At 38.1% G+C, this 24,912-nt stretch carries 19 protein-coding genes; 6 read left to right on the forward strand and 13 right to left on the reverse strand.

Annotated elements, in window-relative coordinates; all coding sequences use genetic code 11:
- Nucleotide 1 precedes the first annotated feature (1 nt).
- Nucleotides 2–1,522 carry an SAVED domain-containing protein gene (locus MKX98_RS30025; RefSeq protein WP_063477417.1) on the reverse strand — a complete coding sequence of 507 codons (1,521 nt, stop codon included), beginning with the start codon at nt 1,520–1,522 and terminating at the stop codon, nt 2–4.
- A gap of 855 nt (nt 1,523–2,377) precedes the next feature.
- On the opposite strand from MKX98_RS30025, the gene MKX98_RS30030 reads away from it, so the two are divergent.
- Nucleotides 2,378–3,958 (forward strand): AAA family ATPase, encoded by a 1,581-nt coding sequence (locus tag MKX98_RS30030; protein WP_063477419.1) that lies wholly within the window; start codon nt 2,378–2,380, stop codon nt 3,956–3,958.
- On the forward strand, nt 3,940–5,055 hold the full coding sequence (locus MKX98_RS30035) for an AAA family ATPase (protein WP_063477420.1): 1,116 nt from the start codon (nt 3,940–3,942) through the stop codon (nt 5,053–5,055). The genes MKX98_RS30030 and MKX98_RS30035 overlap by 19 nt, the downstream gene beginning before the upstream one ends.
- Before the next feature lie 143 nt (nt 5,056–5,198).
- Here the strand turns inward: MKX98_RS30035 and MKX98_RS30040 are convergent, their stop codons facing one another.
- Genes MKX98_RS30040 through MKX98_RS30050 form a run of 3 tightly spaced genes read right to left on the reverse strand, consistent with a single transcriptional unit; the run spans nt 5,199 to nt 7,500 of the window.
- On the reverse strand, nt 5,199–5,444 hold the full coding sequence (locus tag MKX98_RS30040) for a hypothetical protein (protein ID WP_063477421.1): 246 nt from the start codon (nt 5,442–5,444) through the stop codon (nt 5,199–5,201).
- Nucleotides 5,445–5,449: 5 nt separating this feature from the next.
- Entirely contained in the window at nt 5,450–6,652 is a 1,203-nt protein-coding gene (locus MKX98_RS30045) for a hypothetical protein (protein ID WP_197477052.1), read from the reverse strand.
- The gene (locus tag MKX98_RS30050; protein WP_082834224.1) at nt 6,568–7,500 is read right to left on the reverse strand and encodes a hypothetical protein; all 933 of its coding nucleotides are present in this window, start codon (nt 7,498–7,500) and stop codon (nt 6,568–6,570) included. The genes MKX98_RS30045 and MKX98_RS30050 overlap by 85 nt, the downstream gene beginning before the upstream one ends.
- A gap of 666 nt (nt 7,501–8,166) precedes the next feature.
- Here MKX98_RS30050 and MKX98_RS30055 point away from each other — a divergent pair.
- Nucleotides 8,167–8,583: a hypothetical protein gene (locus MKX98_RS30055; protein ID WP_143767934.1), complete on the forward strand. Its 417-nt coding sequence runs from the start codon at nt 8,167–8,169 to the stop codon at nt 8,581–8,583.
- A gap of 529 nt (nt 8,584–9,112) precedes the next feature.
- Here the strand turns inward: MKX98_RS30055 and MKX98_RS30060 are convergent.
- The 9 genes from MKX98_RS30060 to MKX98_RS30100 all read right to left on the reverse strand — a co-directional run bounded on the left by MKX98_RS30060 (nt 9,113) and on the right by MKX98_RS30100 (nt 20,029).
- On the reverse strand, nt 9,113–9,298 hold the full coding sequence (locus tag MKX98_RS30060; protein WP_063477424.1) for a hypothetical protein: 186 nt from the start codon (nt 9,296–9,298) through the stop codon (nt 9,113–9,115).
- Between the two features lie 293 nt (nt 9,299–9,591).
- Nucleotides 9,592–9,783, reverse strand: coding sequence for a hypothetical protein (locus MKX98_RS30065; protein ID WP_074961871.1), 192 nt, complete (start codon nt 9,781–9,783; stop codon nt 9,592–9,594).
- Between the two features lie 20 nt (nt 9,784–9,803).
- Nucleotides 9,804–11,837 (reverse strand): TnsD family Tn7-like transposition protein, encoded by a 2,034-nt coding sequence (locus tag MKX98_RS30070; protein ID WP_339220072.1) that lies wholly within the window; start codon nt 11,835–11,837, stop codon nt 9,804–9,806.
- A 25-nt stretch (nt 11,838–11,862) separates the two neighbouring features.
- Nucleotides 11,863–13,551 carry a TnsD family Tn7-like transposition protein gene (locus tag MKX98_RS30075; RefSeq protein WP_306085057.1) on the reverse strand — a complete coding sequence of 563 codons (1,689 nt, stop codon included), beginning with the start codon at nt 13,549–13,551 and terminating at the stop codon, nt 11,863–11,865.
- 173 nt (nt 13,552–13,724) lie between these two features.
- Nucleotides 13,725–15,398 carry an ATP-binding protein gene (locus MKX98_RS30080; protein WP_071220930.1) on the reverse strand — a complete coding sequence of 558 codons (1,674 nt, stop codon included), beginning with the start codon at nt 15,396–15,398 and terminating at the stop codon, nt 13,725–13,727.
- A 214-nt stretch (nt 15,399–15,612) separates the two neighbouring features.
- A complete protein-coding gene (locus MKX98_RS30085) occupies nt 15,613–17,781 on the reverse strand; it encodes a Mu transposase C-terminal domain-containing protein (protein WP_339220073.1) in 2,169 nt (722 codons plus the stop codon).
- A gap of 13 nt (nt 17,782–17,794) precedes the next feature.
- Nucleotides 17,795–18,604 (reverse strand): heteromeric transposase endonuclease subunit TnsA, encoded by an 810-nt coding sequence (locus MKX98_RS30090; protein WP_063477430.1) that lies wholly within the window; start codon nt 18,602–18,604, stop codon nt 17,795–17,797.
- A gap of 291 nt (nt 18,605–18,895) precedes the next feature.
- Nucleotides 18,896–19,690, reverse strand: a complete 795-nt coding sequence (locus MKX98_RS30095; protein WP_063477431.1) for a hypothetical protein — start codon at nt 19,688–19,690, stop codon at nt 18,896–18,898.
- A gap of 12 nt (nt 19,691–19,702) precedes the next feature.
- Nucleotides 19,703–20,029 carry a hypothetical protein gene (locus tag MKX98_RS30100; protein WP_063477432.1) on the reverse strand — a complete coding sequence of 109 codons (327 nt, stop codon included), beginning with the start codon at nt 20,027–20,029 and terminating at the stop codon, nt 19,703–19,705.
- Between the two features lie 134 nt (nt 20,030–20,163).
- Between MKX98_RS30100 and MKX98_RS30105 the strand changes: the two genes are divergently transcribed.
- The 3 genes from MKX98_RS30105 to MKX98_RS30115 are packed head-to-tail and all read left to right on the forward strand — an operon-like array spanning nt 20,164 to nt 24,896.
- The gene (locus MKX98_RS30105; RefSeq protein ID WP_063477433.1) at nt 20,164–21,408 is read left to right on the forward strand and encodes a hypothetical protein; all 1,245 of its coding nucleotides are present in this window, start codon (nt 20,164–20,166) and stop codon (nt 21,406–21,408) included.
- Nucleotides 21,401–22,063 (forward strand): hypothetical protein, encoded by a 663-nt coding sequence (locus tag MKX98_RS30110; protein ID WP_063477434.1) that lies wholly within the window; start codon nt 21,401–21,403, stop codon nt 22,061–22,063. Before MKX98_RS30105 ends, MKX98_RS30110 begins: the two co-directional genes overlap by 8 nt.
- Entirely contained in the window at nt 22,044–24,896 is a 2,853-nt protein-coding gene (locus MKX98_RS30115) for an AAA family ATPase (protein ID WP_063477435.1), read from the forward strand. The genes MKX98_RS30110 and MKX98_RS30115 overlap by 20 nt, the downstream gene beginning before the upstream one ends.
- Nucleotides 24,897–24,912 lie beyond the last annotated feature (16 nt).

Consider the following 24,912-nt stretch of genomic DNA (forward strand, 5'->3'; position numbering starts at 1 on the left):
ATTAAAGTGGGAGTATAAATGAAGGAGAATATGATCCATCTCCAGAGAAATTATGCTCATATAGTATAATTTCTGGTATATTTGATGCTTGTTGACCAAGAAAGAAAACAAAGCCACCAGGCGCTGCAATAAAAAGGTGAACTTTTCCTTTTCTTTGACTTGGATTGCGTCTATCTAGTGCCTTAATGATTTGCTCAGCTAGTAGCCAAGCATGCGTGCCATCTTTTATTGCCTTAAATCCCTCTGACGGCAGGCAAAAATGATAGAAAGCTTGTACTTTTAGCTTGTTATTTTCTATGTGCCATTCTACGTGAGGTTTAACATTTCGAGTTACACTAATAGCAACTACTGTATCACCTTGATCTAATTGGTCAGATGAAAACTCTTCTATGAATGTCGTGTAATTCTGGTCTTCTTCAAAATGTACATCAGGAATCCAAGCCATCAATCCATCTCCTCGCTGTACAGGAAATGCTTTTACTCCTGATTTTGGATTCAGTATCATTCCTGAAACAAATGTTATAGAAAGGTGTGTATTAAATTGGATCAAGTAGGCATTGCCTAGAGAAAAGACATCCTGTATAAATCCCTTTAATTTTGGTGCAACGTCACCGTTCCAACTTTGATCTGTTTTAATTAGGCGTTGATCAAAGTGGTCACTAAGACACAGAAGATGGTTAGTCTCTTCTTCTAATGTTTCAGTATAGGGAAGAAAGCTCCGGATTCCTACAGGGATTTCATCCTTTAGAATTAAAGGTTGACCCGAGTATAGTCGCTCTTTTCGACATAACTTCAGAAGATTAACTTTATTAAAGCTTTTACTTCCTTTACTTGCACAATTCACAATTAGATCATTATAAGGGTTGACGAGAACCTTTGAATCAATCGGTTTAAGCCCAGCAAGCATTAGTTTTGGATTAAGCTGTTCTTTAATCAAAAGTGAAATACCTGGCTTGCTATGATGAATCCGAATACTTCTTAGGATTTGCCGTAGTTCAGCCTCATAATGTAGTTCAAGTTGTTTCATCATCGATTTTCGAGCGAGTGCGATTTTTGTTCTCTGTCTTCCGTCAAAAAAAGAATCTAAGTTCAACTTGTTGTGATGATTATCCAATAAATTTTCTAAAAGGTCGCCTTTTTGAATATTCCATGGAGTTATCAAATGGAATCGGGCATTTGTATATCCTTGCTTTATGGCATCCCTTACTCGGTGTAAAAAAGAGTGCGTTGAAGCATTAATAAATGAAGGATCAATGAGGTCTAGCAATTCAATCTGATGCGTATTTTTAACATGATATTTAACCTGGTAGAAATCCATAGTGATTTCATCATCAATACCATAGTCCCCTGTAACAGGTTCTATATATTCAACAACAACATCATCCAAAGATTTAACTCGATCATCTTCGTAAGATACCTCTTTGATATTCGAATCTTTATGTAGCAATTCAGAAGCAAACAACCAAAAGTATAAATTCTGATAAGTCAAACCAGCGTTTATTGCATCAATCGCTTTGCCCATTTACCACAGTCCTATTATCAAATTAAAGAACTTACGTTCCCCTATTGTATTATCCCACACACATTCTTCTTATTCAATTATGAATGATATAACTCTTAAATATTATTTGAATCATATTCTCCCTCCCTCAATGAAACCCTTCCTTTCCTTTTTTATGTGCTGATTAAATGTTTCCACTATTATCAGTACACACGTTTCTACTATATTATCACTCTCCCTTCCATTTTATATAACGATTTTGAACGAATCACGACCGTACCAGCCGAAGCAAAAAAACATCTGTACTCAGTAATCAGAGGGAATGAAAAGGCCCATTTTGACAAGCTTTCTGATACTCATTTGTTGTCCTGATCTCTACCATGCCTCCAATATTTTGACAATATTCCCCAAACGTCTTATTCTGGGAAGTGAGAAGCCATATGATTGGGGAGTTATTGTTGGAAAAGTCGAATAAATTAGCAAGCACTATCTCTGCTGCAGTCATAATATTATTTGTATCAGCATTAGCAAGCATTATCGCTGCAGTAGTCATACTCTTATTTGTATGATACACCATTTCTATAAGTTTGGTTCCTTCGCTAAGGATCCCATCGTAGTCCTGACGTAGACGATCCAACGCGTCTAAATATACAGACCCTCTTCACGGATCATCATACCATGCCTGATAGCGCAGTCGATCAAAATCCTTGCCGCTTTGCTTAGTATTGAAATCTCAAAAGATGTCGGTTGATTAAGCTGCCCCTCCGGATATTAATGGACCGCTTAGAGATCCATACCAAAATAGTTAATATACTTCAATCGTTGGTCCGTAACCATGACAAAAACATTGATAACTCTTTAAAAAAGGAGAACTTTATGTATATCGAACAGATAAAGATTAAGGGGTTTAAGAAATTCAAAAATTTTGATATTGAATTCAAAGAAGGGATTAATGTACTGATCGGTGAGAATGAGGCTGGTAAAAGCACCATTTTAGAAGCTATCGATGTTGCACTGAATCAAAAAATATTCAATACTACCAATAACTTCGAAAAGTATTTTAATAATGATGTTGTGAATCAATATAAAAATTCCCCTTCCATCGATGCTCTTCCTAAAATTGAAATTGAGTTATTTATTAGTGGTGAAAATGCTTTGAATTCTGAGTACTTTAATGGACTCCATTCTTCATCGTCTCCTATACCCAAGAGCGGCATTAATTTCATGTACAAATTTGATGAAAATTATCGCGAACTTTTAGAGACAATGTACGATGGGAGTTATGATGGAAAATTCATACCAACAGATTACTACATAGCGGAATGGATCACTTTTGCCGGAAGAAAATATATTTATAGTAAGTCACCAATTAAAAACGTATTAATTGATAATTCTATTCGAAAAAACAATCTCTTTGATTCCTACTCAAAAAGAATTTTTAATAATAACTTTGAAATATCGGATAGGCAAAATCTTTCTTATCAATTAAGGAAAAACATCCAGAACTTTGCTGACGAGAATACCGAACGTTTAACTATAAAAGAATATAATTTGGGAATTGACGAAAATAAAACAATTTTAGAGAATTTACTGGATTTAAAAAGTAACGGGATCTCCATTCAAAATAAAGGAAAAGGAAAAGAAAATTTAATTAAAACGGAAATTGCCTTAGAGGTCGAGAGTGATCTAATTCTATTAGAAGAACCAGAAAATCATTTGAGTTATGTCAGTACTCGAAAACTAATAAAAGATATCCAAAATATGTGTGATGGTGCTCAGTTGATAATTACTACACATAATCCACTCATAGTCAGTAGATTGAATTTGCAAAATACAATATGGATTAGCAATGAAAACTACCATTCTCTAAGTAAAGTGCCTGATGAAACTGCAGATTATTTTATGAAAACAGATAATATGCAGTTATTGAATTTTATATTAGCTCAGAAGATAATTCTTGTAGAGGGAAATAGTGAATACATATTGTTGCCACAACTTGTAAAGAATTCTTTGGCTTATACTTTAGAAGAAAAATACATTGAAATCCTATCGGGCGGGGGAATTACCTATAAACACTATATCGAACTTTCAAAAGTAATTAATAACTCTTTATTAGTTATTACTGATAATGATGGAGACCAAGAAACTATTGAATCTATTCATGAATTAAATAAAAACCATACCAATATTTATGTTAAATGTTCCGATTTAGTTAGTGAGTTTACTTTTGAGGTTTGCCTCTTTAATAAAAACGCTGCTAATCTTAAAACTATTTCAAATACTAAGCCTGGTACAAAAGCAGAATATCGCGAAATACCCATGGATAAAAACCTTGCATATATGCTAAAAAATAAAACAGAAGCAGCTTTACGGATATCTGAAGAGAATACTTTTAAAAATATTATTGTTTTACCCGAGTACATTCAGGAGGGGATAGAATGGCTCGTTCAACGATAATGCTTGCTGTAGCTGGTTCGGGGAAAACACGCTATATAGCTAATCATTTAAACCCGACTTCTAAAAATCTGGTCATTACGTATACTAGACAGAATGTATCTAATCTAAAAAAAGAGATCCATAATATTCATGGAGAGATACCAAAAAACACACAGGTATTAACATTTGCTAGTTTTGTTTATCGATGGCTGCTGAAACCCTTTGAACCCATCTTAATCATTGGAGGCAGTAAAGGTCTTATAACGACTGGAGTGGAAATTAACAAAGAGCCCGAACCACAGAGAATAAACGGAGAACCAAATTATAAGTATTATAAACAAAATGACTATAGGCACTATATCTATAATCGAAAATATTATTCATCTAGAATGTCTGGTTTAGTATTAGCACAATCAAAAGAAGTCAAAAAAATCATATTAGGACGTATGCTCAAATTTTGCGACCAGCTTTATATTGATGAACTCCAGGATTTCATGGGGAAGGACTTTGATTTATTGTCCCTGATTATTAAAGAAAAAAATATAAACGTATTTGCTGTAGGGGACTTTCATCAACATTCGGTTAGCAAATCAAACTTTTCAACGAATAAACCTTTTTCGAAGAAAGGCAAAACATTTATCTCAAGGGATGAATATAAAGCACTTTTTAAAGGTGCTGTAGACATAGATGAAAGTACTTTAATAAACAGTAGACGAGTTCCGGAGGAAATATGCAGTTTCATTAGAAATAAGTTGGAAATTATTTTACATTCATCAAGCACAATCAAAGGGCGCTACGAGTTGTTGGAAGATGATTCTAGAATTTCAGAGGTAATGGAAGATACTAGTATTATAAAATTATTCTATAATGATAGCCGTAAATATAATTGCTTGCCCACTATAAATTGGGGTTATTCTAAAGGCGACACCTACGAGAAAGCTTGTATTATTCTTACTAAAACTTTTGCGGCACTGTTTAAGGAAGATTTCTCAAGCACTCATTTATCACCTACTCAAATAAACCCACTCTATGTAGCAATGACTAGGGTTACAAACGAGCTTTATTTCGTTAAAGAGAACGACTTTAAAAGACATAAGAAAAAATATATGCGGCTATGAATGAGGCTGCGCAACTGCGCAGCCTCATAACTTTAACTTCTATGACTCAGGCGGATCTTCCAACGAACAATTTGTGATACTTTAGAGGTTGTATTTCTCTTCATACAACTGTAAGTTTGTTTTTTAGGTTACCCTCTTTTCACTCACCAGAAAATCATTTCATCAGGTTCAGAATTTTCAATAGAGCGAGTTTCCTTTCTCCACTCATCAGAAAATAAAATATATTCATCAGGTTCTGTTTGCTCAATTGTTGCAGTTTGTTTTCTGTAATCATCGTTTTGACATAAGAGAATTTCATCAGGTTCTGATTGCTCAATCGTTTCTGTAATAATACGCTCTGAACTTGAACTAGACCTAATTACATAATTTGCTATGTAAGGTTTCTTCATATCCTTCACCTCCTTTCTACTATAATTTGTAAATGTCCTGAGGCGGACATGTCATTGGGTTTATCCTGTATTTGTATAATTTCTGCCTTATTTATGTTATATGAAGTAATTATTTGAACAATCCGGTTATAATTATCTGATTCCGCATCACCAGTTCTGATAAGTGTTATCCTTGTTACTTTATTTAAAACCAGATCTTCTCCAAATTTTTTTATAACATCAAATTGATCGGTGAAAAGCATTTTTGAGGACTGGGATAAATCTAAATGAAAGACTTTACTTATTGGGCTTACCGGCGGTTTTATTTTCTCTTCGGCTTGTACTGAGCCAAAGATAATGTCAAAAACAAGTAAAAAACTGCTTATCAATAAGATACTTTTCATATACCCGTCTATGTTTTTAATGAAGGATACTTCCTCAACACTTTCATTGTCGCGCAGTTGATATTCAATGTATAGTGCTGTAAGCAGGTCAATGTTTGGTTTGCTTGAATTCTTTATCATTGAATACTTAAATTGAGCATACGGCTTCACTTGAACGAACCTAAAAAACAATTTAACAAAATTAATGAGGTTATAAGCTAAGTAACCAGCCAGGTAGATATATGCAATAACTAACCACATAGGCTTATCAAAAACTTCGCCAATTCGAAGAGCACCAGGAATATAAAGTGGAATTAGAAATGCAATGATTGCTAAGTAGGCAAGAAATTTATTGGTGGTCTTTGTGCTCTTCTCTTTAATTTGATCCAATTTGTATAACAAAGTTTCTTTATATACACTAAGTTCTTCTGAGTCCTTAGTTCGAAGAAAAGCAATATGTTTGGTCTTTAAATCATTAATTTTTTCAGTATTATATTCTCGCTTATATTGCGAAACTCGAAGTGAATACATAAACCGAAATCCTTTTGGAAATTTGGCTTTCTCATTATGATCTCCATACCAGAAGCCTATTGAGAGAAAATAATAAATGACGTCACCAAACTTTATGGTTAAAAATGAAAATCGGAGTTCTCTTGACTCTTCTTCTAACGTCCCAAAATTGTCATCATCTGAGATAACAAAGAAGGGGAAGACCCAGGCCATAAAATTCATTAATTTATAGAATTTTAAAAAGCTAATCTTCAAGTTAAGTGCACGTCCTTTATTAATTGATTGATAATAGATTGAGAGATGGGGATACCAACCTTTTCCTCTAACCATAGCCATTGGCCGTTTGGGTTTACTTCAAGAAAATAATATTCATCTCCCATTTTTATAAAATCAAAGGCACCAAATGTTATTTTTAATTCATCCATAAGTCTGTAGCACAATTCTATTATATGAATTGGTATCTCTACTGTTTGATAAAAGTTCTCTGCGTTCTTTCTTCTCCAATCGATTGTATTGCTGGAGTCAATTCGAACAGCATATACCGTTCTTCCAACAATTGTAACGCGATACTCACCTTCCGACTTCTCTACGTAAGTCTGGAAATAAGAAGGTGCATGAGAAAGCCCGCTCACAGCATGTTCTCTATTCACCACATTAGTCTGGATTATTTCCCATCCTCCAGGTACTTTAACTCGACCAGTTGATAAAGGTTTTACAATGGATGTTTTCTCTTGACAAAATTGATAAGCAGATACCTCATCGTTTGTAATTAAGCTTTGAGGGATTTGAAACCCCAATGAAGAAGCAATGTTAAGTTGTACAATTTTGTTTTCTGCCTTACGCAGAATGGAGGGTTTTGTTATACACGGCTTATCAAATGTCTCAACAATACCTTCAATAAAATTCATAATATCTCTTTGCATCATTGGAATATAATGACTCTCATAAGATGAAAGATCAGGGAGTGAAATTTTACGATAATAAACGGCATCAATACAGGAACTGGATATACTCCAAATGTTGCCTTTTGCAAGTATGACCCCTTCATTGGTAACCTGAATTTGATAGTCATCAAGTTGGTCAACATTTATTCTAAACCAATAAATGTAATCGCTGTATGTAGAAATAAGATAGTCAACTGTTACGTCTTTTGATTGAGTTACAACTAGGATTTTAAACAACATCCCCATCCTTCCTTGTGATCAATCTGCTATGCATTTAACATAAGGTTCATGCCCCAATTCACGCAACTCACTTCTCAGTCTACTGCCTATTGTACTAGCTGTCCAGGTAACAAGTACTAGGGATTGACTGCCATGCCATTACACATTATAGAAAAGCAAAATTGTTATCCACCATCTCACCTTTCCGTACATTGAACTAAATGCTTTCAAACAATCTTATGTAATTCCTCTTCCACTAACTCCCCTTGGATGGCTTTAAGAGCAAGACTCAGTATTGTTTTTTAGTTTGCTTGGATGGGTCTAATTTTGTATCCGTATCTGCTGCTGAAGCTAATAGTTTATTTATTGGCCTATAAGTGTCCAATTTTTTTAATAAAACAGTTGGTTACTCTCAACTTCCCGGTCCCAAGCCTAACCACCGAATATTCAAATTAGCTTTGCCGCTATCGAATTTCCAGTCTAAAAAGAAGCGTTAATACCACCGATAATAAATAATATGGGAGGGTGATAAATATAGTACTTTTAGTCGCAATATGTCTATTTCTGGTGCTAATAATTATAAGCATCTATGTTGAAAGGAAAAAATATATAAAATTGAAAAATCAGATCGAAAAACCAATTGTAAAAATATTCCATACCCAATATCTTATACATGAAGAAGAGACGATGAAACTTATTAAAGCTTATTCTCATCTCCTCAGCGAGTCGGACCATATTTTTAAGAGAGCACTTCTAGAGTTGAAAATTCAAAAAAAGAAACTATCCTCAGATAGCCCTTTCGAAGATATACTAAAAATGGTTTCTACTATCGTACCTCTCATGGCTATAATAGCCACTCTGTTCATTGCCACTTTTAAAGAAGTAGATATCCTGCTGACTTTTAGTAAGGCAGCTCTAGATTCTGTTACGATAATATTTTTAGCAATTATATTCACTGTGTTTTGCATGCGCATATTTAGTGTTTCTTTATCAAAATCAAACATGCTAATAGACACTCACTTATTAATTGCTGAAGATATTTACGAAGAACTATCACAAAGTCAACGAAAAACTTCAGATTCTGATGAAATAATTAAGCGGTAAGGCCAATAATAATATTAGTTTCCTTTTCGTGAAGCAAATGATCGAACTCGGTTAGAGTTAATGTTCCAAGATGAAAGTACTTTTACGCTTTCTATTCCAGGTTTTAATACAGTGCATATTATATCGCCTGTTCTGATTGCATTGTAAGCTTCCTATTATTATGTAAGTTCTCAGAAACCTACAAAGCGACCCTAGCTGGCTCATAAGTCATCAAAAGTGTATCGGCTACCACCAATAGCTTAAGCTCCTATTAGAATCCAAATCCTCCCACTTCGGGTACCAGCTAGAAGTGGGAGATTATTCAACTACGTTATGAAGCAATAATTAAAACAAGGCATTAGTAAAAAAATCATCGTTCCATGGAGGTCTAGTCTAACAAAAGTAATTATTTGTAATAGTGATTAATATCAGAAAATCAAGTCATACACTTGAGTACATATAGAGAGAAATAGAAGGTTGTGTAAAATAGCACATTTTATAAAATCTTTATCCTACTTTAAAGATGCACAGCAATCATCAAATAAGCAAATTAATTCAACCAGTCTTCTGTAAGATCTAATTTTCTATTACAGATATCGCAATGAACTTGAACAACAACTCCTAGACTTGTTGGTGTAAAAATATAAGAAAACTTCCCACCTGTTACATCTAGTGACTCACAAGAATCCCAATTCTTTATCTTCTTTTTCATTTCAGCTGTGATTTCAAATATCATTCGTATTCTCCTTTGTTTAAAGATAATAGCCCATATTGTAATTCATCCATTTTAAAGTACCTTGCCCGAACCCTTCAAAAACAGTTTCGACAGGTGAAACACACTTCTTCTCGCTTCGATTCAAAGTGAAACCGGGTTCAATAATCCCAAGCTCCACGTTATAGTTGTTAAAACTTCGGCTCTTGTCTCAAAAGAAATTTTTTCGATTAGGAACTGCATGGAAGTTATGCCGCATTTGACTATGAATCCTGCATCATGCAGCCATTCGACTTTAGACTGGATTTTCATTTTTTCTAACCCCATTCAGATAATTCTACATACCATTCTTCTGGTTTTCCAGGCGGGTATCCCCGTTTCAGATAATCGCGGCCACCGTCTACAGAAATGTTACGACAACGGCATGTTTGTACATCATATCTGTGACAAGATTCAATCACATCATTACAGGATAAACATCGGACTGCATTTTTGATGATTTTAGCCATAGGATTACCTCCTTTCTCTACTACAACTCCTTACTTCGTAAATATTCCTGAATAGAGAGTTGTACCTGTTGAGAGCAATTTTTATATCTGCATGAACTAAGTATCATAGGCAACGTAGTATTTCCATAATGCTTCTTGTGCAAAGCAACCGTATGAGGAATCATTCTGAGCTGATAATGTTCGGTTGATTCCAAATACTGATCTAACATATTAGTAGATCGCGGTAACTTCTCACTGTAACGTATGATTCGAGCCTTATCTTTAGTAGATAATAAGTTCAGAATCGTATACCGTTTTATTTGCTTGTTAGGAGGGTTCTTATATAATTGCTGACAAACTTCTTTAATCACTAACATTAATTTTGTATCTTCTTCTTCCCAAAGAGGGCTTTTAAATGGGTGATCTGTCAGAGGCAAAATGTTCTCTAACCCGTTACCCTCTTCCTTCATAAGTTTAGATAGGATTTTACTCCCCATGATTTTCCGTAGATCGGATCTGCTGAGCCCTGGGAATCGTTCTAATAATTCCATCAGCTTCGCCCTTGGTTCTACCTCTACTTCGGACGTCACAGCAGCTTCTTTCATAGCTGGAAGGATTTCTTTCTCATACTTCTCTCTTTCATTTATATAGCGGGTCACGACGCTCTTGCTTGTATGGAGTAATATACTGGTTTCATTGATACTCTGCGTCTGATCATAGGTGAGATAGAGCTTATGAATCCAATTCAAACTTCCTTTAGTGAGAGGATGTTCTTGGTTAACTTTCTTCCCCATATAAAGAAGCAGGTATTTTTTTATGGTGCTTCGATTAGCTCCTAGGGAGGCAGCTATGTTATTCATGCTCTTCCCTTTATTATATTCAATGACAAGTTGTTCGTGCCATAACGGCCCATATTCAACCACCTTTACAGTAGCGAAATCAAATTCTAATTGTCCGTCTACGCAGCTGGACCGATATTCCATTTTACAGTGTTTACATAGAAATCTGCCCCTGATTCTTTTAGTAGAATAACAATAATGCTGCTTATTGGAGGTAATCACATATTGGGCATACTTCGCACAAACCTTATTTATACATGGCCAAGGCCCGTTACCAAATGGAATGGGCGTTTTTTTATGTGCACTTTCATACTTATGGAGTTGTCCATAACCTCCAATTAACCAGTCCAACACCAACATATGAACAATTGGATTTCGGATGGCATTCTTTTCGCTGAAAATTTGTAGTGCACTTCGTTTTTCTAGTAAGTCTGGTATTAACCCTAGTTCTTCTAGTGTTCGAGGTGAATATCTTTGGAGGAATTTTTCATGGAATTTTTGATTCATGTACCTACCATCTGGATGCTGATAACCCATTTCTCTTGCTAACAAGTTGTAAATGTAAAACAGGTCACCAATCTTAATTTCACCATTTAGTATTTGATAGACATCTTTAGAAATCCGAAGTTTTAACTGCATAATTTCATCTTGGTGTAACGTGTCTATTGTGCCACTTAGTTCGTGCCCATTCGGGCAGTGGGTAGATCCTAGAAATATTGTGCCATATAGCTGCCCCAATGACACTTCACACTCCGGACACTGACTAATTAAAACACATCGATGCTTATGACATACGTCTATACTACCAATTTGATGAGAACGATGAATGTATACTTCCCCAAAACGCTCCTCATCTTCTGTAATACATTGAGTACAGTAGCGAACATCTTTCGAAATAATAGGAGGAATTAAAACAGTTGCATATTTTTCACCTTGTCGATAAACGATCATCCTTGACCGTAATTCGTCACGATTGACGTCAGACAAAAAGGCAGCGAAAAAGGGGTAAAATGTATGTTGGAGGAGAAGTGTATCACTATCGGGGAATAAAGATGGCACTTTTCTCTGAAGCACCTCCAAATTATGAGGCAGGAAGGGCACCCTTCTAGAATTTATTCCCATTAATTCCTGAATCCCTTCTATATAGGAGCACCCTTTACGGAGAACATATCGGTAAATTAAACTTCTTAATTCCTCATCTGGGTAAGGAGATGGAAACATTTGAATTCGGCTCAAAAGTATCACCTACTCTGCTCGTTTTTCAATCGGTTCTGCCTTCAACTCCATTGTAGTAACTGATCACACTATTAATTACGTTGTCTAACTGGACAGCAGCGTCTTTACGCAAACCCGCATTTCGGATTAATTTCCATTTGACTACGCTTTGTTCTTCTTCAAATAATTTTTGCGCAGCCACTTCAATTCGTCTGATTTGGAACTGATGGATAGTCTCTACTTCCCTGTCGATCAAAGCTTTACATCTGGGTAAAGCTACGAGCTTCTTTTCTAATAATGAAAGCTTCCCAATCCTTCTTCCAATTTCTGAGATGGTGACTCGAATCGGTTTACCCGAGGTTGATCTAATTTCTCTAACTGCCTGAGAAATAATCGGTAGAAGCTCTCGATCCCTTTTCTCCCAATCGACTCGAATTTGAAGTATGTCCTCTTTAGCCGTGCTATAACAAGTGGCATTTGTTTGGTTCGACAAGTCTTCGGAAAGCAGATCTAGGTCGATTGTTCTTACATTTTCACCAAATGATTCATACTTATCCATGGATCTAGGCTGCTCCTTCATTTTTAAATAAAGGGTAGAGCGATGAACCCCTAAACACTCGGCTTTCTGCCTAAGTGAAAGATTTGAGTTAACTCGGAGTTCGTCAAATTTTTGTTCCCAAACGATGCCGAACTGCTTGATTCTACCGATTTTCACTCGATCGCACTCACTTGTGTCCGGCCCTCTTCTGGAGTACACAAAACCGCAATTACACTTGAACGTACCCACAGGTCGCCCTGTATCCGAACATCTCGTGACTATACAACTCGGAATAGTGTTTTCTTTAAAATGATCTGCCACTTTATTCAAGCACGGCCATGGACCTGTACCAAAGGGATGATAGGTCTCCTTCTGCATTTCGCAGATCGAATCTATAGTTTCAGCAAGAAATTGCATCACTAGCAAATGCCGCAGGCTATGGATATAATCATGGCCGCGCAGTAATTTATGCAACCAGGTATCCTCCGAATGTTTATTGATTTCGGAGTGACACATGTGGAGTAGGTCCTTTCCCAGTGTTTGATATAGGTTTGAACGAAGATTTTGAAAACGTATATTTCCATTCGGGGTGATGAAGCCGCGCTTCGATAACTTTGCCCTATACATGGGGATATTGTTCAGGTATTCGTCGTCATACGGCATATTAAGTAGCGCATGTGATTGTTTTGCAAGGAAAATCAAATGTTTTTTTTGAACGTTACACGAATGAGGCGCAGCCATTTTTTTACGAATGAGATCACGTTTCAGACTTACATATTCGTGCCTGTTTCGTCTTAAAGTGTAAGGAATCACTGAGTCTTCTAATATGCATTCATGTTTATAACAAACAAGAACGCCTGGTAATTGATGTGACCGATGCCAATATGGAAGCCCGTACGTTATCTCATCCTCTATGATGCATTGAGGGCACACTCTAAGAAAAGGAGGATTTTTCACCGTCGAAGCTAGTAAACCTAACCGAGCATTCACGGCTCTGCCTAGTTCCCCCGTCATGGCTGATTTTACGAAATGAGTTCGGTCTTCGGGAAGAAAAGCAGCAAAATACGGTAACAGGGTGTGAGACTGGATGATCTCTGAAGGGCTCATATTATGCCTCATAAGATGGCTAATTTGATCTATGTGTGCTGGCAAACCTGTAGCAGCACAGAAGACAGAACCATTATATAACTCAGTCATAGTCGCTTTGCTGCTATGATTCCCCGCATATAAATGGTATCTCGCTAGGGCGCTATACAGTAATTCATCTGGAAATAAGGAAGGGAAGAAACCAGTCAGTATAACCACGTCCTATCTTGGTTTATACTTCTAGTTTTCCCCTTTTCATAGAAACTAAACTTTTGCACTCTCGATTACGAGACATCTTCATCTGGGAACAACACATCTTGAGATCCGGTATATCCAGCCTCGGTCAAGGATTTGTATAACTCTTCTGGCGTTGTCTTTCCCTTTTTGGGTACATGGTTTCGAATATCGTTCGGGTCAGCTTCGTCAAAGCCGCTTAAGATATGCTTAGCCACCTCCATCCGTAAAGCAGTAACATCTGCGTGCGGCTCATGATTTTTTATATAATGCAGAGCAATTTCCTCTGCTTGTTCAATTGTGGTACCTAAACTTACAGCCAGTTTGACCAGTTCCATGTATGTTTTACGGTCGTGGTCTATTTTTTCTGTCGGCATTTCTTTCTCTCGAAGATTACCGTGAATACTTACCTTTTCTTCTGATTGAGCGAGATAGTGAGAGAAGTCATTCCATTTCGGATACAAATCATCTATATCATATAAGGCTGATTTATTTTGAGTTTTTAATGCCTTGATCATCGGCTGAACCAATTGAAGGTGTTCGGAAACAACTTTCTTAAGCCTGGCAACTGTAATGCGTTCCTTTCCCCCCTCCGTTTCTCCAAGAGCGATAGCATCCCACTGGGCAAGCATATAGAGTTTTACCGCTATATCAATAATGCCTTGGGTTAACTCATAAATTGTTTTTTTCATCGGTTCCGTTAATTTTGTTGGGGTGGCCGTCCATTGGTATCTCCACAAACTGGATATGAAATAATCCCAGTCTTCACTATCCGACATGCGGTCAATAATCATATCTCCTTGTCCGCATCCCCTTCTTGCCTGACTAAATGATCCGCCGAACAACCGAAGTGCTTTGTAGGTACCAACGAGAACCACCGGAACACCTATCGTATTGATAAGTTGCGTAAAGAAATTCAGCATTTTCTCAGAACCGCCGCTCTTTGCTAGACTTAAGTTCTGAATCTCATCAATCACTAACGTCCCCAAGCAATGAAGGGAAGCGATGTGGGCCATTTGTGGGATTAATGTGTCCGTGGTCGAGCCATTCGTAACAATTTTTTTGAAATAAGAGGTACCCAGTACCGCATCAACGGCTTGAAAAAAGTTGATACAAAGTCCTTTGATCGAGCCATCATAGGGACAGTTTAATTTAAGCCACACCAACTGATCCAAAACGAGTGGTTGATTATGATAAGCCGTATGCTGAATTACTTGAGGATACAGGAGCAAATTAAGATCCACCGCCGTTGACTTCCCTTGGCCGCTAACACCAATGATATTAAATCCAGCTGCAGTTGATCGTATGCCTGCTGCGTTCTCGCCTTTCTCATTCACTCCTGCTTTCAGAATCTTATCGAATCCGACATGAAATTGTCTTGCATACTCCCTTTGCAGAGGATTACGTGCTACATAGCCATGCCGAATCATCCGTGAAAATCGCTGTTCTATGGACAAATGGATAGGGAGAATTTCCACATAATCACTTAGCTGTTGCACACAATGCAGCCTGAGCCTTCTACTGAGATCCCGCTGTGAGTGATCGTAATCAGGATAGTGGGGTATCGCATCCAGTAATTCATCTTCGTCCAAAATTCTAGGAAGTGATTCGATCATGGGATTTCCAATGTAACCCTTGATTACCTGATCGGAATGATACTGAGCCTCTATAACAACACCTTTCAAAATCGGATTGCGTGTGTACTGCTCAATGGTTTTAACCATTTAACCCCTCCTCTCTTTACTTTTATTCCATGAGAATAATTTCATTCGGTTTTACTGGATTAAGAGAAATCTATAGTCCATTAGTTATGTTTGTCTCAAGCTCTACAGCTAGATACAAATGCGGGTGATCAAAAACTTCCTGACTTTGATGCGTTAATTTTTATATCTTGTGAGGAACATTCCCATACCTTTCTCATTGTTTAGTATGGAGCTATTATTCGTTATCATTTTCATTTTTTCGCCTCTTCAATTTCTCGATTAGAGTTAAGCCTCGTACCTCTGTAAACATTTCGTCCTCTATTAATTCGTCGTTTATATTTATTTTTGGCACTTCATCAGAAACACCTAAACGATAAGCTTCCTTGGTTTGTATCTTCTTTCGGTCTGTCGCCCTATTTTCTTGAATATTCGATTTAAACTCTGCATTGCTGATACTTGCTTCACTTCGTGCTTGTTCCGTTAACGAGATTTCCTCCTGCTTGATTTGCTCAAATCTTTCATTCATCTTAAATTTGGCGTGATTTTGAGTGTCTTTATGATAAACGAGCGCAAGTTTCTCCTCCTGTTGTATCATCTTTATCTCCTCCAGACTCAGGTCCTTGAATCGATCCGATTTCTCCTGTAAACGGCAGGTGAAATAATGGAGACCATCTGGAGATTTCACATAAATCGAATTCATGCATCTTCTGTCATACGCTATCGTGACTGAACGGGAATCACCCTTTACAAACCACCCGACCTCCGTCAACTCGTCACATTTGTAATGAATTCCCTCAAAGGCTATACCTAGCCTTGTAGCTGTTACCTCTTTACAAGGAAGCAAATTTAATCGAATAATGTCTCTGGGAAATGCCTTAAGATGGCCTGACCGATTCTGTATCCCCCAATTCCATAAGTGAATCGGAACTGGCAGAATGGAATCAGGAATCATGCTGGTCTCAAGCGGATAATGCCTAATCGCTTTACTATTATTGTGATACATGATCAGTTCAATCATCAATTTAATAAAGCCCCGTAACGACAGCTTAGCATCGAGAATATAGTCTTTTCCGCCACGTTCCTTAAAGTCAGGCTTCACTGCTCCAGGAATCCATTGTTTAATCGTGGTATTCACCGTTTTAAAATTAGACTCTACTATTCCTTTCCAATCCGCCCGATACGGTGGTTCATTTTTGATTGTGACTCCAAGGCTTTCTGAAAGAGAATCTGCTTTTTTGCTTTCCATTTCACCTCGATCCCCCACAATGACTTCAGGCATATACTGACATGGCCACTGCTCATCGTTAATGTGGATATCGTATTCCGCACAAAAATCTACCTTATTCGTGGTCGCATTCTCGATAGCCATCATGGCACCCTGCCAAGATGGGCCTTCTAGTCCCACGTAGAATCCAACAATCATCCTGCTGAATACGTCTATAACAAGATAGATAACAGGTCTTCCGATAACCTTGGTTCGATTAGCATGGCTGACGAGATAGATGTCTCCTATCGTTGCATCAATCTCGAAAATACTGCCTGGTCCAACCGCTCTTCGTGTAGCATTACCAAGAACAGGTCTGAATTTTAATTGGTATTTCCGAACTCCCTCACGTGCCATTACAACCTTACGGTAGTCTTCCGTTTGTCTGTAAAAATACCGTAATTGATCAATCGTAGGGACTTTGTGACTGGGCAATGGAATCTCGTTTAGTTCTCCATTCACCATAACTTTTTCAAGAAAGTACGTGTGCCACATACGCTCGTGAACAAATTCCATACTATTTGCATCCGTTGTTTTATACCATTGGGCAAGGGCTGCTCCCAAGATCTTTCTCATTTCTTTTGTGATGATAACGCCTTGATATTCTGGAGATTCCGGATGCATTTGCGCGAGCAGACTTCGCTTACCGACCTTTTTTGTGAAAGTCTTCTTCTCCCCCTTCTTATTTGGCCGGCCACAATTAAAATAGTGCGCTACTAGTGCGTTTTTCATCTTTCCACCGGTCCAATAATATCGTATATACCGGTAAATTAAGGTCTTGCTTTTGCCTGTTTGTTGAGATCGTTCCCTTATCAGTTCCCCCCGGTGTGTCCGGTTATAGATAGCAGGTTCGTTATCCACCAAGTCTTTGATTAATTCCCACCTTTCTTCAATGCTAGAACTGTGTTCTTTTACATACTTCGAATGGGGATCCATAAGGTTTGCGAAGGGATCCACCTCAGCAATGGTATATAAACCTTTACTTAGAGCCTTTTCAATTTCGGTAAACTCCCTCTTTACCGGAATGGGTCTATCTTCAAAGATAGATATGGTATACAAAAACCGTCTATCCGGGGTGATATATAAAATTCGTTCTTGAGCCCTCTCACTTTGCAGGATGACATTCACTTGTATCTCCATTTGTCTCCTCCCACTATGCCCGCTTGATATCAATCGGATCCATCGCTGGTTGAATGATTCGATTCATATTTACAAGCCACCGTTTATTTGCAATAAGATGGCGGACAATAAACAAACTTGTACCTATAGGAAATCCAAATCTCAGATCACACTCTGCAGCGTATTTGGAACAAGACATACTCCTGCTCTGCAGCAAATTAAACAATTCGGGCTCAACGGAGTCGATGATGGATTCATTCAAATGACTCATCCCCTCCAACCCTCGTGCGGAGTGAACCCAGGACACATTTTTAACTAGATTGTATGAGATATCTTTATCTGTAATGAGTCTCCATTGAACCCCTTCATCTGCAAAAAAACGTCTTTCAATTTCAAATTTCTCTATGGTTCTAGGGGTTAGATTATCTCGCGGTTTGACCGTATGTGCCCAATATTCCAAACCGTGTTCGGTTTGAACCGTAAGCATAAAATCCGTGGTTATCACAATGGGTTCTTTTGTTTTCGGATCACAGGGATACCTAATTTTTAAAGTATCCGCAATAAACATCGTCTTTTCTTGGGGTAAAAGCGGAAATTGCTCCCGAATATCCACAATACGGGGGGACCACTCACACATATAAAAATAGGCTGTTTCAAGATGCTCCGATAACAAGTGATGGATTCTTCCCGTTTTCCAACCCTTTATGCGACTTACAACCCCTATGGATGGAACATCGTGAATCGTCAGCCAAGGTTTATACGTCGCTCCTTGCCCTTGTCCTCTTTTTTCCTTTATTCGTCTTGCAATGACGCTTCGTGTAGTGCTACGTTTTCGTTTCGCCATAATTGAGTTAACCTCCTTTATGATTAAGAAATGGAAAGGCAGCCTGCATGAGGTATGGTTGCATGAAGAGGTAGGTTGAACGAGTTGAATATTATTGTGGGGGATAGGATTTTTGATTCCTATTTGTAACAAAAAAGCGCACAACTTGAGATCTCGTTGTGCGCTCCTGCTGAATATTGCATCCATTATACCATATATTGTTTTTTTCATGACTTTACATCAGAATTACTTTAGTGCTAACCTGGCACTTAGTAGATTTGCACGCTATACATTCATATTCTGCTGGTTATACTAAAGGTTCATCAGATATTCGTGATAGTATTGATTTCGAAGTTCTTCTTTACGGGTCTGCATTAAGGTATATCTTAGATTCACATCAACAACCTTTCGATATGTATCCACGTCCGATTTTTTCAAGATCCCCCTACCTGTATAAAGCATTACTTTCTTCATGTCGACCCGACCAAATGTCATAAGGGCTTCGGTCCCTATATGTTGAAATACATCGACACCCAAAACCTCCCGTTTTGAAGGAACACATGCTACGGATCCGCACGAAAGTTTGAATCTCTGTAATGGCTTGATATCAATGACTAGGAGTCTTTTTAAATGCATCCATTCATTAGATAAAACCTCATATTTATCTTTTTCATGCGTCCAGGCCTTTACTTGATCATTAACGTCCATATTCCCTACCCATTCCCTATAACCATGTAACCTCGTAGGATCGATTCTCACGGTTTTATTTGGTGAAAAACGAATCGTGGGGCGTTTGGGAATCGTCCATGATTTCATGCTTTCTTGAAGATCTACTGGCAACGATTCCAAATCTATTTTTGTTACAACGGGAAGTACCCCAAGCTGTAGTAAGTGGTCTTTGAGCGCTTCGATATCATCCTCAAAAACACGGATGCCCTGAAAAAAGCCAACAACGCCTAGTTCTGTCCACTCTAGGCGTTTCTCTCCTGTGCTTGTTTGATATTCACGGATGTTTTCGCGTAAACAAGAAAGCTTCTTCTCACTCTCTATCATCCTGTGGTAATGACCCTTCGAAATGAAACTTTGAAAACGATCTACGTATTTCAAACGCAAGCCTCCTTAGTTTCTAGACGTTAACCGTTTCTTATCTTTCCGTGCTTCCTTCAGTTGTTGTATCTTTGTTTGATAACTTTCGATCTCCGGCATAACAATCCGTCTTGTCAGCATCAGGCAAGGTATATATTGTTCCTGACTAGGCAGCAGGATCATCAAACGTTCTTCCTCGTTCATGTACGCTGAAAGTGTCCAGTGGCTGGTTTTCGCAGCTTGTTCAAACCACTTCTCTTTGATCGCTAGTGAACATGTGTAATATTTTCCGTTAAACAGAACTCCATTTACAGTTACCTCGGCAAAACCTTCCAAACCCCTCACCTCTTGATTTTTCATATATTCACCTTTTTTTCCCATTTCATCGAAAGCTAAACTTGTACTTTTTGAAAAGTTGAAATCCAAAAAGTTTAGGGTTTTTAAGTTTGAATTTTTTCATCCGGGAAATAACTGATAGAAGAGGTGATAGAATCGTGGAAGAAGACATTGTAGAACAGGAACTCCCAGATCTGGGCTATGCGGAAGGCTTTGATTACTTATATCAACTACTGAGCCATTTAACGAGCTCCAAACAATGGTTCGGGCATAAGGTCTCCCTCATGGTTCGTTTATCACGAGAAACACAGCAAAGTCACGTTTCTCGGGCAGATATTGAGGCGATGTTCCCCCAATATACTGCAAAAGAACTTGATACCATTCTGAATAGCCTTATTGAGGGAACATGGTTAGTTCGACAAGAAGGTACACTCCAATATTCACTATCCAAAAGTGGTTTGTTGTTTCTACGTTTCCTCCCATTTCTTTATCGGGGCGATGAAATGGATGAAATGTCCTTCCAGCTTGCAGTAACCGAAATTTTAAAGGTTGCTGATCTGATGGGCTTAAGTTTATCGTCCATGGAGCTGTTGCGGGATCAAATCTTGTACTCGGTAAGACGTCACATTTCGGAACTCGCCAATGCGTTAGTATCCAGAAATGATGAGCGAATACGAAAACTTATCCACAAAATCAGTGAATTTGTCGGAAATATTGATGAATTAATTAAACGCATGTCGGACATCACGAATTACAAGATTTCAAAGGGATTAGAACTTACAGAAGCAGATAAGCACGGCATCGAAATACTCCTCACCTTCCATCAACGAGTCATGAGTTTATATGATGAGCGTAAACAATACTATCTTGATCATCAAGTACTGGGCTCTGCACCATTCACCAAAAGTGATATTGACCGTTTATTGTCAGGCTCTTCTTTCTATCAAATGACCGCGTGGATTGATAAAGGGGTTTTTACACCCTCTGGCTCTTCTTGGTTCGACGAAAACAATTTAATTGAATCCTTGCAATTATTTCTACAGCAAAGAAAACATAGCCGTGGAAGAAGAATAAGCCGAAAAGTAAGTGGAGGGGAAGAAATGCTGGAGAACATGTTTATCGAATCTCCTTATTCCGAAAAATTGACCACCGCATTAATTGAGGAATTTAAAGTCAAGGAGTCCCTGACTTTGGAACAATTTCTTCAGCCTTTATCGGAAAAGGTTGAAGGTTTCATGTATCTGGCTGCACTCTGCGCAATGGAAAATCAGAAGTTTCTTTGGAGAGATTCCCCATTTATAGGGTACACGTTAGATACGAAAATGCATAGTCTGACCCTTCAAGAACACCTTTTTCATCAGCTTTCAGATGCTCTCATTGAAAGGATGGGTACACATGTTTAACTTAAACCAATGGATGGATTATAGCCCGGAAGAAGTTTGTGCGATGCTAACCATCAAAGCATGTCCTAAGCATCTAATTCCTCGACTCGAGTTTGATGATACTTTTCGTACAGATGTAACGAATCGACTTCGAGAGGTTGGATACGAGTTTGTCGATGATCCGATTTCCCAGCATTTTGATGCACGTTTATCTCAGGATATTCGTCACCTCGAGCCTTTTACCGAGGGTCCATTTCCACCTAATGAGGGGCAGTCGGTTGTTGGAAAGGCATTACTTGTGATTCTTTGGTGCAATCTCATTTTGCCCAAATATGATCATTCGCTAAAAAAACAAATGGATGAGGATCCCCATGTAACCGAAGAACAACTATTTGAAAATTTTAAATCACAGCTTGGCTCCATGCAGAACTTGAGGAAAAATTTAACCGTGCTGAAGCAACAAGGTTTTATACTAGGGGTTCGCGGTACAACCTCTATGATCGCGGGCCCCCGCTTATCCACAGCTGTGGATAATTCAAAACTTTATGAACAGGTCCGAAAGCATGTCATTGATCTTCTTATCAATGAAACTGATGCATTGAAAGAAGAAACGTCACTTGCGTTTACGGAAATAACGAAAGAAGGTGGGGATACATATGAAGAGAATTATGGATAAAAAGTATTTGCCGATTCGTTTTCTGAATCTGGAAATGGAAGGCTTTTCCTACTTCCCGCGTCAAGAAATCCCATTAGACGCACAAATCATTGGGTTAATTGGTAATAATGGTGCCGGCAAAACGACCATCCTGAATATGATCCGAGTACTCATTGGGTCAAGAAAATTCGATAATAACCAATCTCTTCAAACATTCTTTGAACGGGATGATGTCGATGAAATCTATATTGTCGGACGTTTCGTGAATACCATTCATCCCACTTACGGAAAACGTCCATTTGAAGCTATTGGTAAAAGGCAAGACACCGTTTCTATTGTTTGTAGAATCAAACGCGATCCATGCAAACGTGAATACTGCGTTTTTGATGGCTATTTTGATTTAGATCTTGATTTAAAGGCCTACATCCGCTGGTTGAATATGGAGCAATATGCTCGGCAAATGCAAGAGATCGGTCTAACCAGATCCCTCATCAATGCTTGTAGTTTAGACCAAGGTAAAACGGAAGATATTATGGATCTCAATGAAGAAAAATTGGCTGACTATATTTTGCAGATTTGTGGAGAACAAGAGAGATTGGACCGCTTTAACCAGATTAAAGCGGATATTAAAACGTTAAAAGAACAGTATTTTCATATTAATCTACAGAAACAACAGCAAGAACTTACATTGAGGGAAATTGAAAACAACATCAGCCTCTGCAAGCGGATACTCGAACTCGAGCATGAGATAAAAGCTCTTCAATTGGAACTTCCGCTTTCAGAATATGCACACTTAATGAATGTATATGAGGAGTTCAACCAAGAAATAGTAGATCTTTTACAAAAAGAACATGAATTAATTTCAAAAATAGAGACAAATGCTCAATTGCTTGCCGATCATACGCAGCAATTATCCAAAACCAAGATAAACATCATAGAATTAAATGGATCCATGAGAGAGCTTTCGGAAAAACGAACATCGACAGCGGTTGAAATATCCAATCATGAACGTAATGCTGCAGAACTAAGCACGTTCATCGAGACGTATCATCCCCTTCCTGTTCAAGACATAGCTCAACTATCTGAGGGAAAACATCAATTGAATCAAAGCTATAAAGACCAATTAACCATAACAACAAATTTGAAGAATCAGCTACATCAGCTTGAACATAAAATTGCTCGCATGGAAACATCAAAGAAAAGTGAATTTCCTGCCGGCGTTATACAATTAAAAAAATGGCTGGAATCTAAAGCCATTGATCATTTATTAATTGCCGATTGTATCGACATCCCCGATCCGTCTTGGCAAGAAGCTATAGAAGCTATGTTAGGAACGGAACGATTTACGATCGTTGTAAGTCCTGAAGACATGGTCCAAGTCATGAAAGAAGCACAAGCAATTAAGTATCCTTTCTGGGTATCACCCTATAAACCTGCGTATTTACAGCTTAAAAAACAAGCCGTTCTGAACAAAATCCTTCTTAAAGACGAACGAATAGCTGGTTATTTACAGCGATTTGAAAATGTAATGATTGCCCATAATCTTGAAGAAGCATGGGCCTGGGTTCGTAAAGGTAATAGTGCTTTATTAAATTCACCGTCTCCCTATTATGTTGTTGAACGTGGCGGACGTTCTATTGGTGCAAAAGGTCTTTATTGTGGTCAGTCTGCTTTTCAAGCCCAGCTTAAGGCAGACAAGAAACATGCACTCGAACAAAAATCCCTACTAATTCAATCAGAAGAGCAAGAAGTTCTCTTATTGGAACAGCTGAACGCAATAATAGAAGAAATTAAGACCCAGGAGCAAATTCTTCTATTACCTAGTAAAAAAGATACTCTCGCTCACACCTACATGATCCTTCAGCAACTTCAACATGAGATGGATACCCTGACGAAATCGAGAGATGAATGTACGAATTCTCTATTAGAACTTGTCACCCTTCAAAATCAACTTAGTAATCAAGCTGGCGTACTAACTGAAAAATTGAACGGTTATCGTGGTGAATTATCTATCGTTGAAGTGAGCATTCGGGATAAGAAATCGCAGAAAATCAACATCGAAGCCCAAGCCGATGAAATTCGGAGTCAATTTACCGAAGAACAACGAGTGGCATTAGCTGTTGCCGATAAATTGGCCACACTAGAGAAACCGGAGCAATACCGAAAGAGTATAGAAATGAAGGAATCCGCTGTCGAGATATTGCGGAATAATATATCAGGAGGAGCCGTCCGACCGGGAGAAGAAATAGCTACAGTCAAATTAGAGCAGTCGTATGAAAAACACCGCATGCTTCTGGATCAACATCAAGAGGAGATTCAAAAAATTCAAGATGATTTGGACAAACTTGAAAAGAAGCGTGTTGAAGCTAAAAACGAGTACCGAATTATGGTTGATGAGGTATTTCAAAAAGTACGGAAATCACTCGAGGAAATGGCAGCGCGGGGTAATTTCGAAGCCTCATTAAGAGCTGTTTATTTGGAGGATGAGCGTTGGAAGGTTGATTATCGTCTAGGCTTTAATGGGAAACCGGCAAAAAGTTACCGGGATAAAAGTGCACTTAGCGGTGGACAAAAAGTCATTGCTTCATTACTTCTAACCTTCGCTGCGATTAAAGCAGATGGCGTACTCAGCTTTATGTTATTGGATGAACCGTTTGCCCATTTGGATGAAGAGCGTATTGCCTTAGCCGGCCAGTTTCTAAGTAATTCCGAGGCTCAAATCATTATAGGGATGCCCTATTCTGAAAACATCAAATTGATGATGCCATGGATGAATATGTTACTTAATTTCCGACCTAAAAAGAGGAATGAAACAGTAGCGCCTCCGATTACTTACGGAAAAATTCGTCCGTAGATTTAATTACATAAGG

Source organism: Paenibacillus sp. FSL W7-1332 (genome assembly GCF_037969785.1).
Lineage (GTDB): Bacteria > Bacillota > Bacilli > Paenibacillales > Paenibacillaceae > Paenibacillus_AQ.

What these genes read in the sequence shown, in the direction of transcription:
- MKX98_RS30055 (WP_143767934.1), top strand. Translation starts at nt 8,167, where the DNA reads ATGAAACTTATTAAAGCTTATTCTCATCTCCTCAGCGAGTCGGACCAT.
- MKX98_RS30110 (WP_063477434.1), top strand. Translation starts at nt 21,401, where the DNA reads ATGTTTAACTTAAACCAATGGATGGATTATAGCCCGGAAGAAGTTTGT.
- MKX98_RS30065 (WP_074961871.1), bottom strand. Translation starts at nt 9,783, where the DNA reads ATGGCTAAAATCATCAAAAATGCAGTCCGATGTTTATCCTGTAATGAT.
- MKX98_RS30060 (WP_063477424.1), bottom strand. Translation starts at nt 9,298, where the DNA reads ATGATATTTGAAATCACAGCTGAAATGAAAAAGAAGATAAAGAATTGG.
- MKX98_RS30040 (WP_063477421.1), bottom strand. Translation starts at nt 5,444, where the DNA reads ATGAAGAAACCTTACATAGCAAATTATGTAATTAGGTCTAGTTCAAGT.
- MKX98_RS30045 (WP_197477052.1), bottom strand. Translation starts at nt 6,652, where the DNA reads ATGGCTATGGTTAGAGGAAAAGGTTGGTATCCCCATCTCTCAATCTAT.
- MKX98_RS30085 (WP_339220073.1), bottom strand. Translation starts at nt 17,781, where the DNA reads ATGGAGATACAAGTGAATGTCATCCTGCAAAGTGAGAGGGCTCAAGAA.
- MKX98_RS30050 (WP_082834224.1), bottom strand. Translation starts at nt 7,500, where the DNA reads ATGTTGTTTAAAATCCTAGTTGTAACTCAATCAAAAGACGTAACAGTT.
- MKX98_RS30080 (WP_071220930.1), bottom strand. Translation starts at nt 15,398, where the DNA reads ATGGTTAAAACCATTGAGCAGTACACACGCAATCCGATTTTGAAAGGT.
- MKX98_RS30075 (WP_306085057.1), bottom strand. Translation starts at nt 13,551, where the DNA reads ATGACTGAGTTATATAATGGTTCTGTCTTCTGTGCTGCTACAGGTTTG.
- MKX98_RS30090 (WP_063477430.1), bottom strand. Translation starts at nt 18,604, where the DNA reads ATGGCGAAACGAAAACGTAGCACTACACGAAGCGTCATTGCAAGACGA.
- MKX98_RS30100 (WP_063477432.1), bottom strand. Translation starts at nt 20,029, where the DNA reads ATGAAAAATCAAGAGGTGAGGGGTTTGGAAGGTTTTGCCGAGGTAACT.
- MKX98_RS30115 (WP_063477435.1), top strand. Translation starts at nt 22,044, where the DNA reads ATGAAGAGAATTATGGATAAAAAGTATTTGCCGATTCGTTTTCTGAAT.
- MKX98_RS30035 (WP_063477420.1), top strand. Translation starts at nt 3,940, where the DNA reads ATGGCTCGTTCAACGATAATGCTTGCTGTAGCTGGTTCGGGGAAAACA.
- MKX98_RS30025 (WP_063477417.1), bottom strand. Translation starts at nt 1,522, where the DNA reads ATGGGCAAAGCGATTGATGCAATAAACGCTGGTTTGACTTATCAGAAT.
- MKX98_RS30030 (WP_063477419.1), top strand. Translation starts at nt 2,378, where the DNA reads ATGTATATCGAACAGATAAAGATTAAGGGGTTTAAGAAATTCAAAAAT.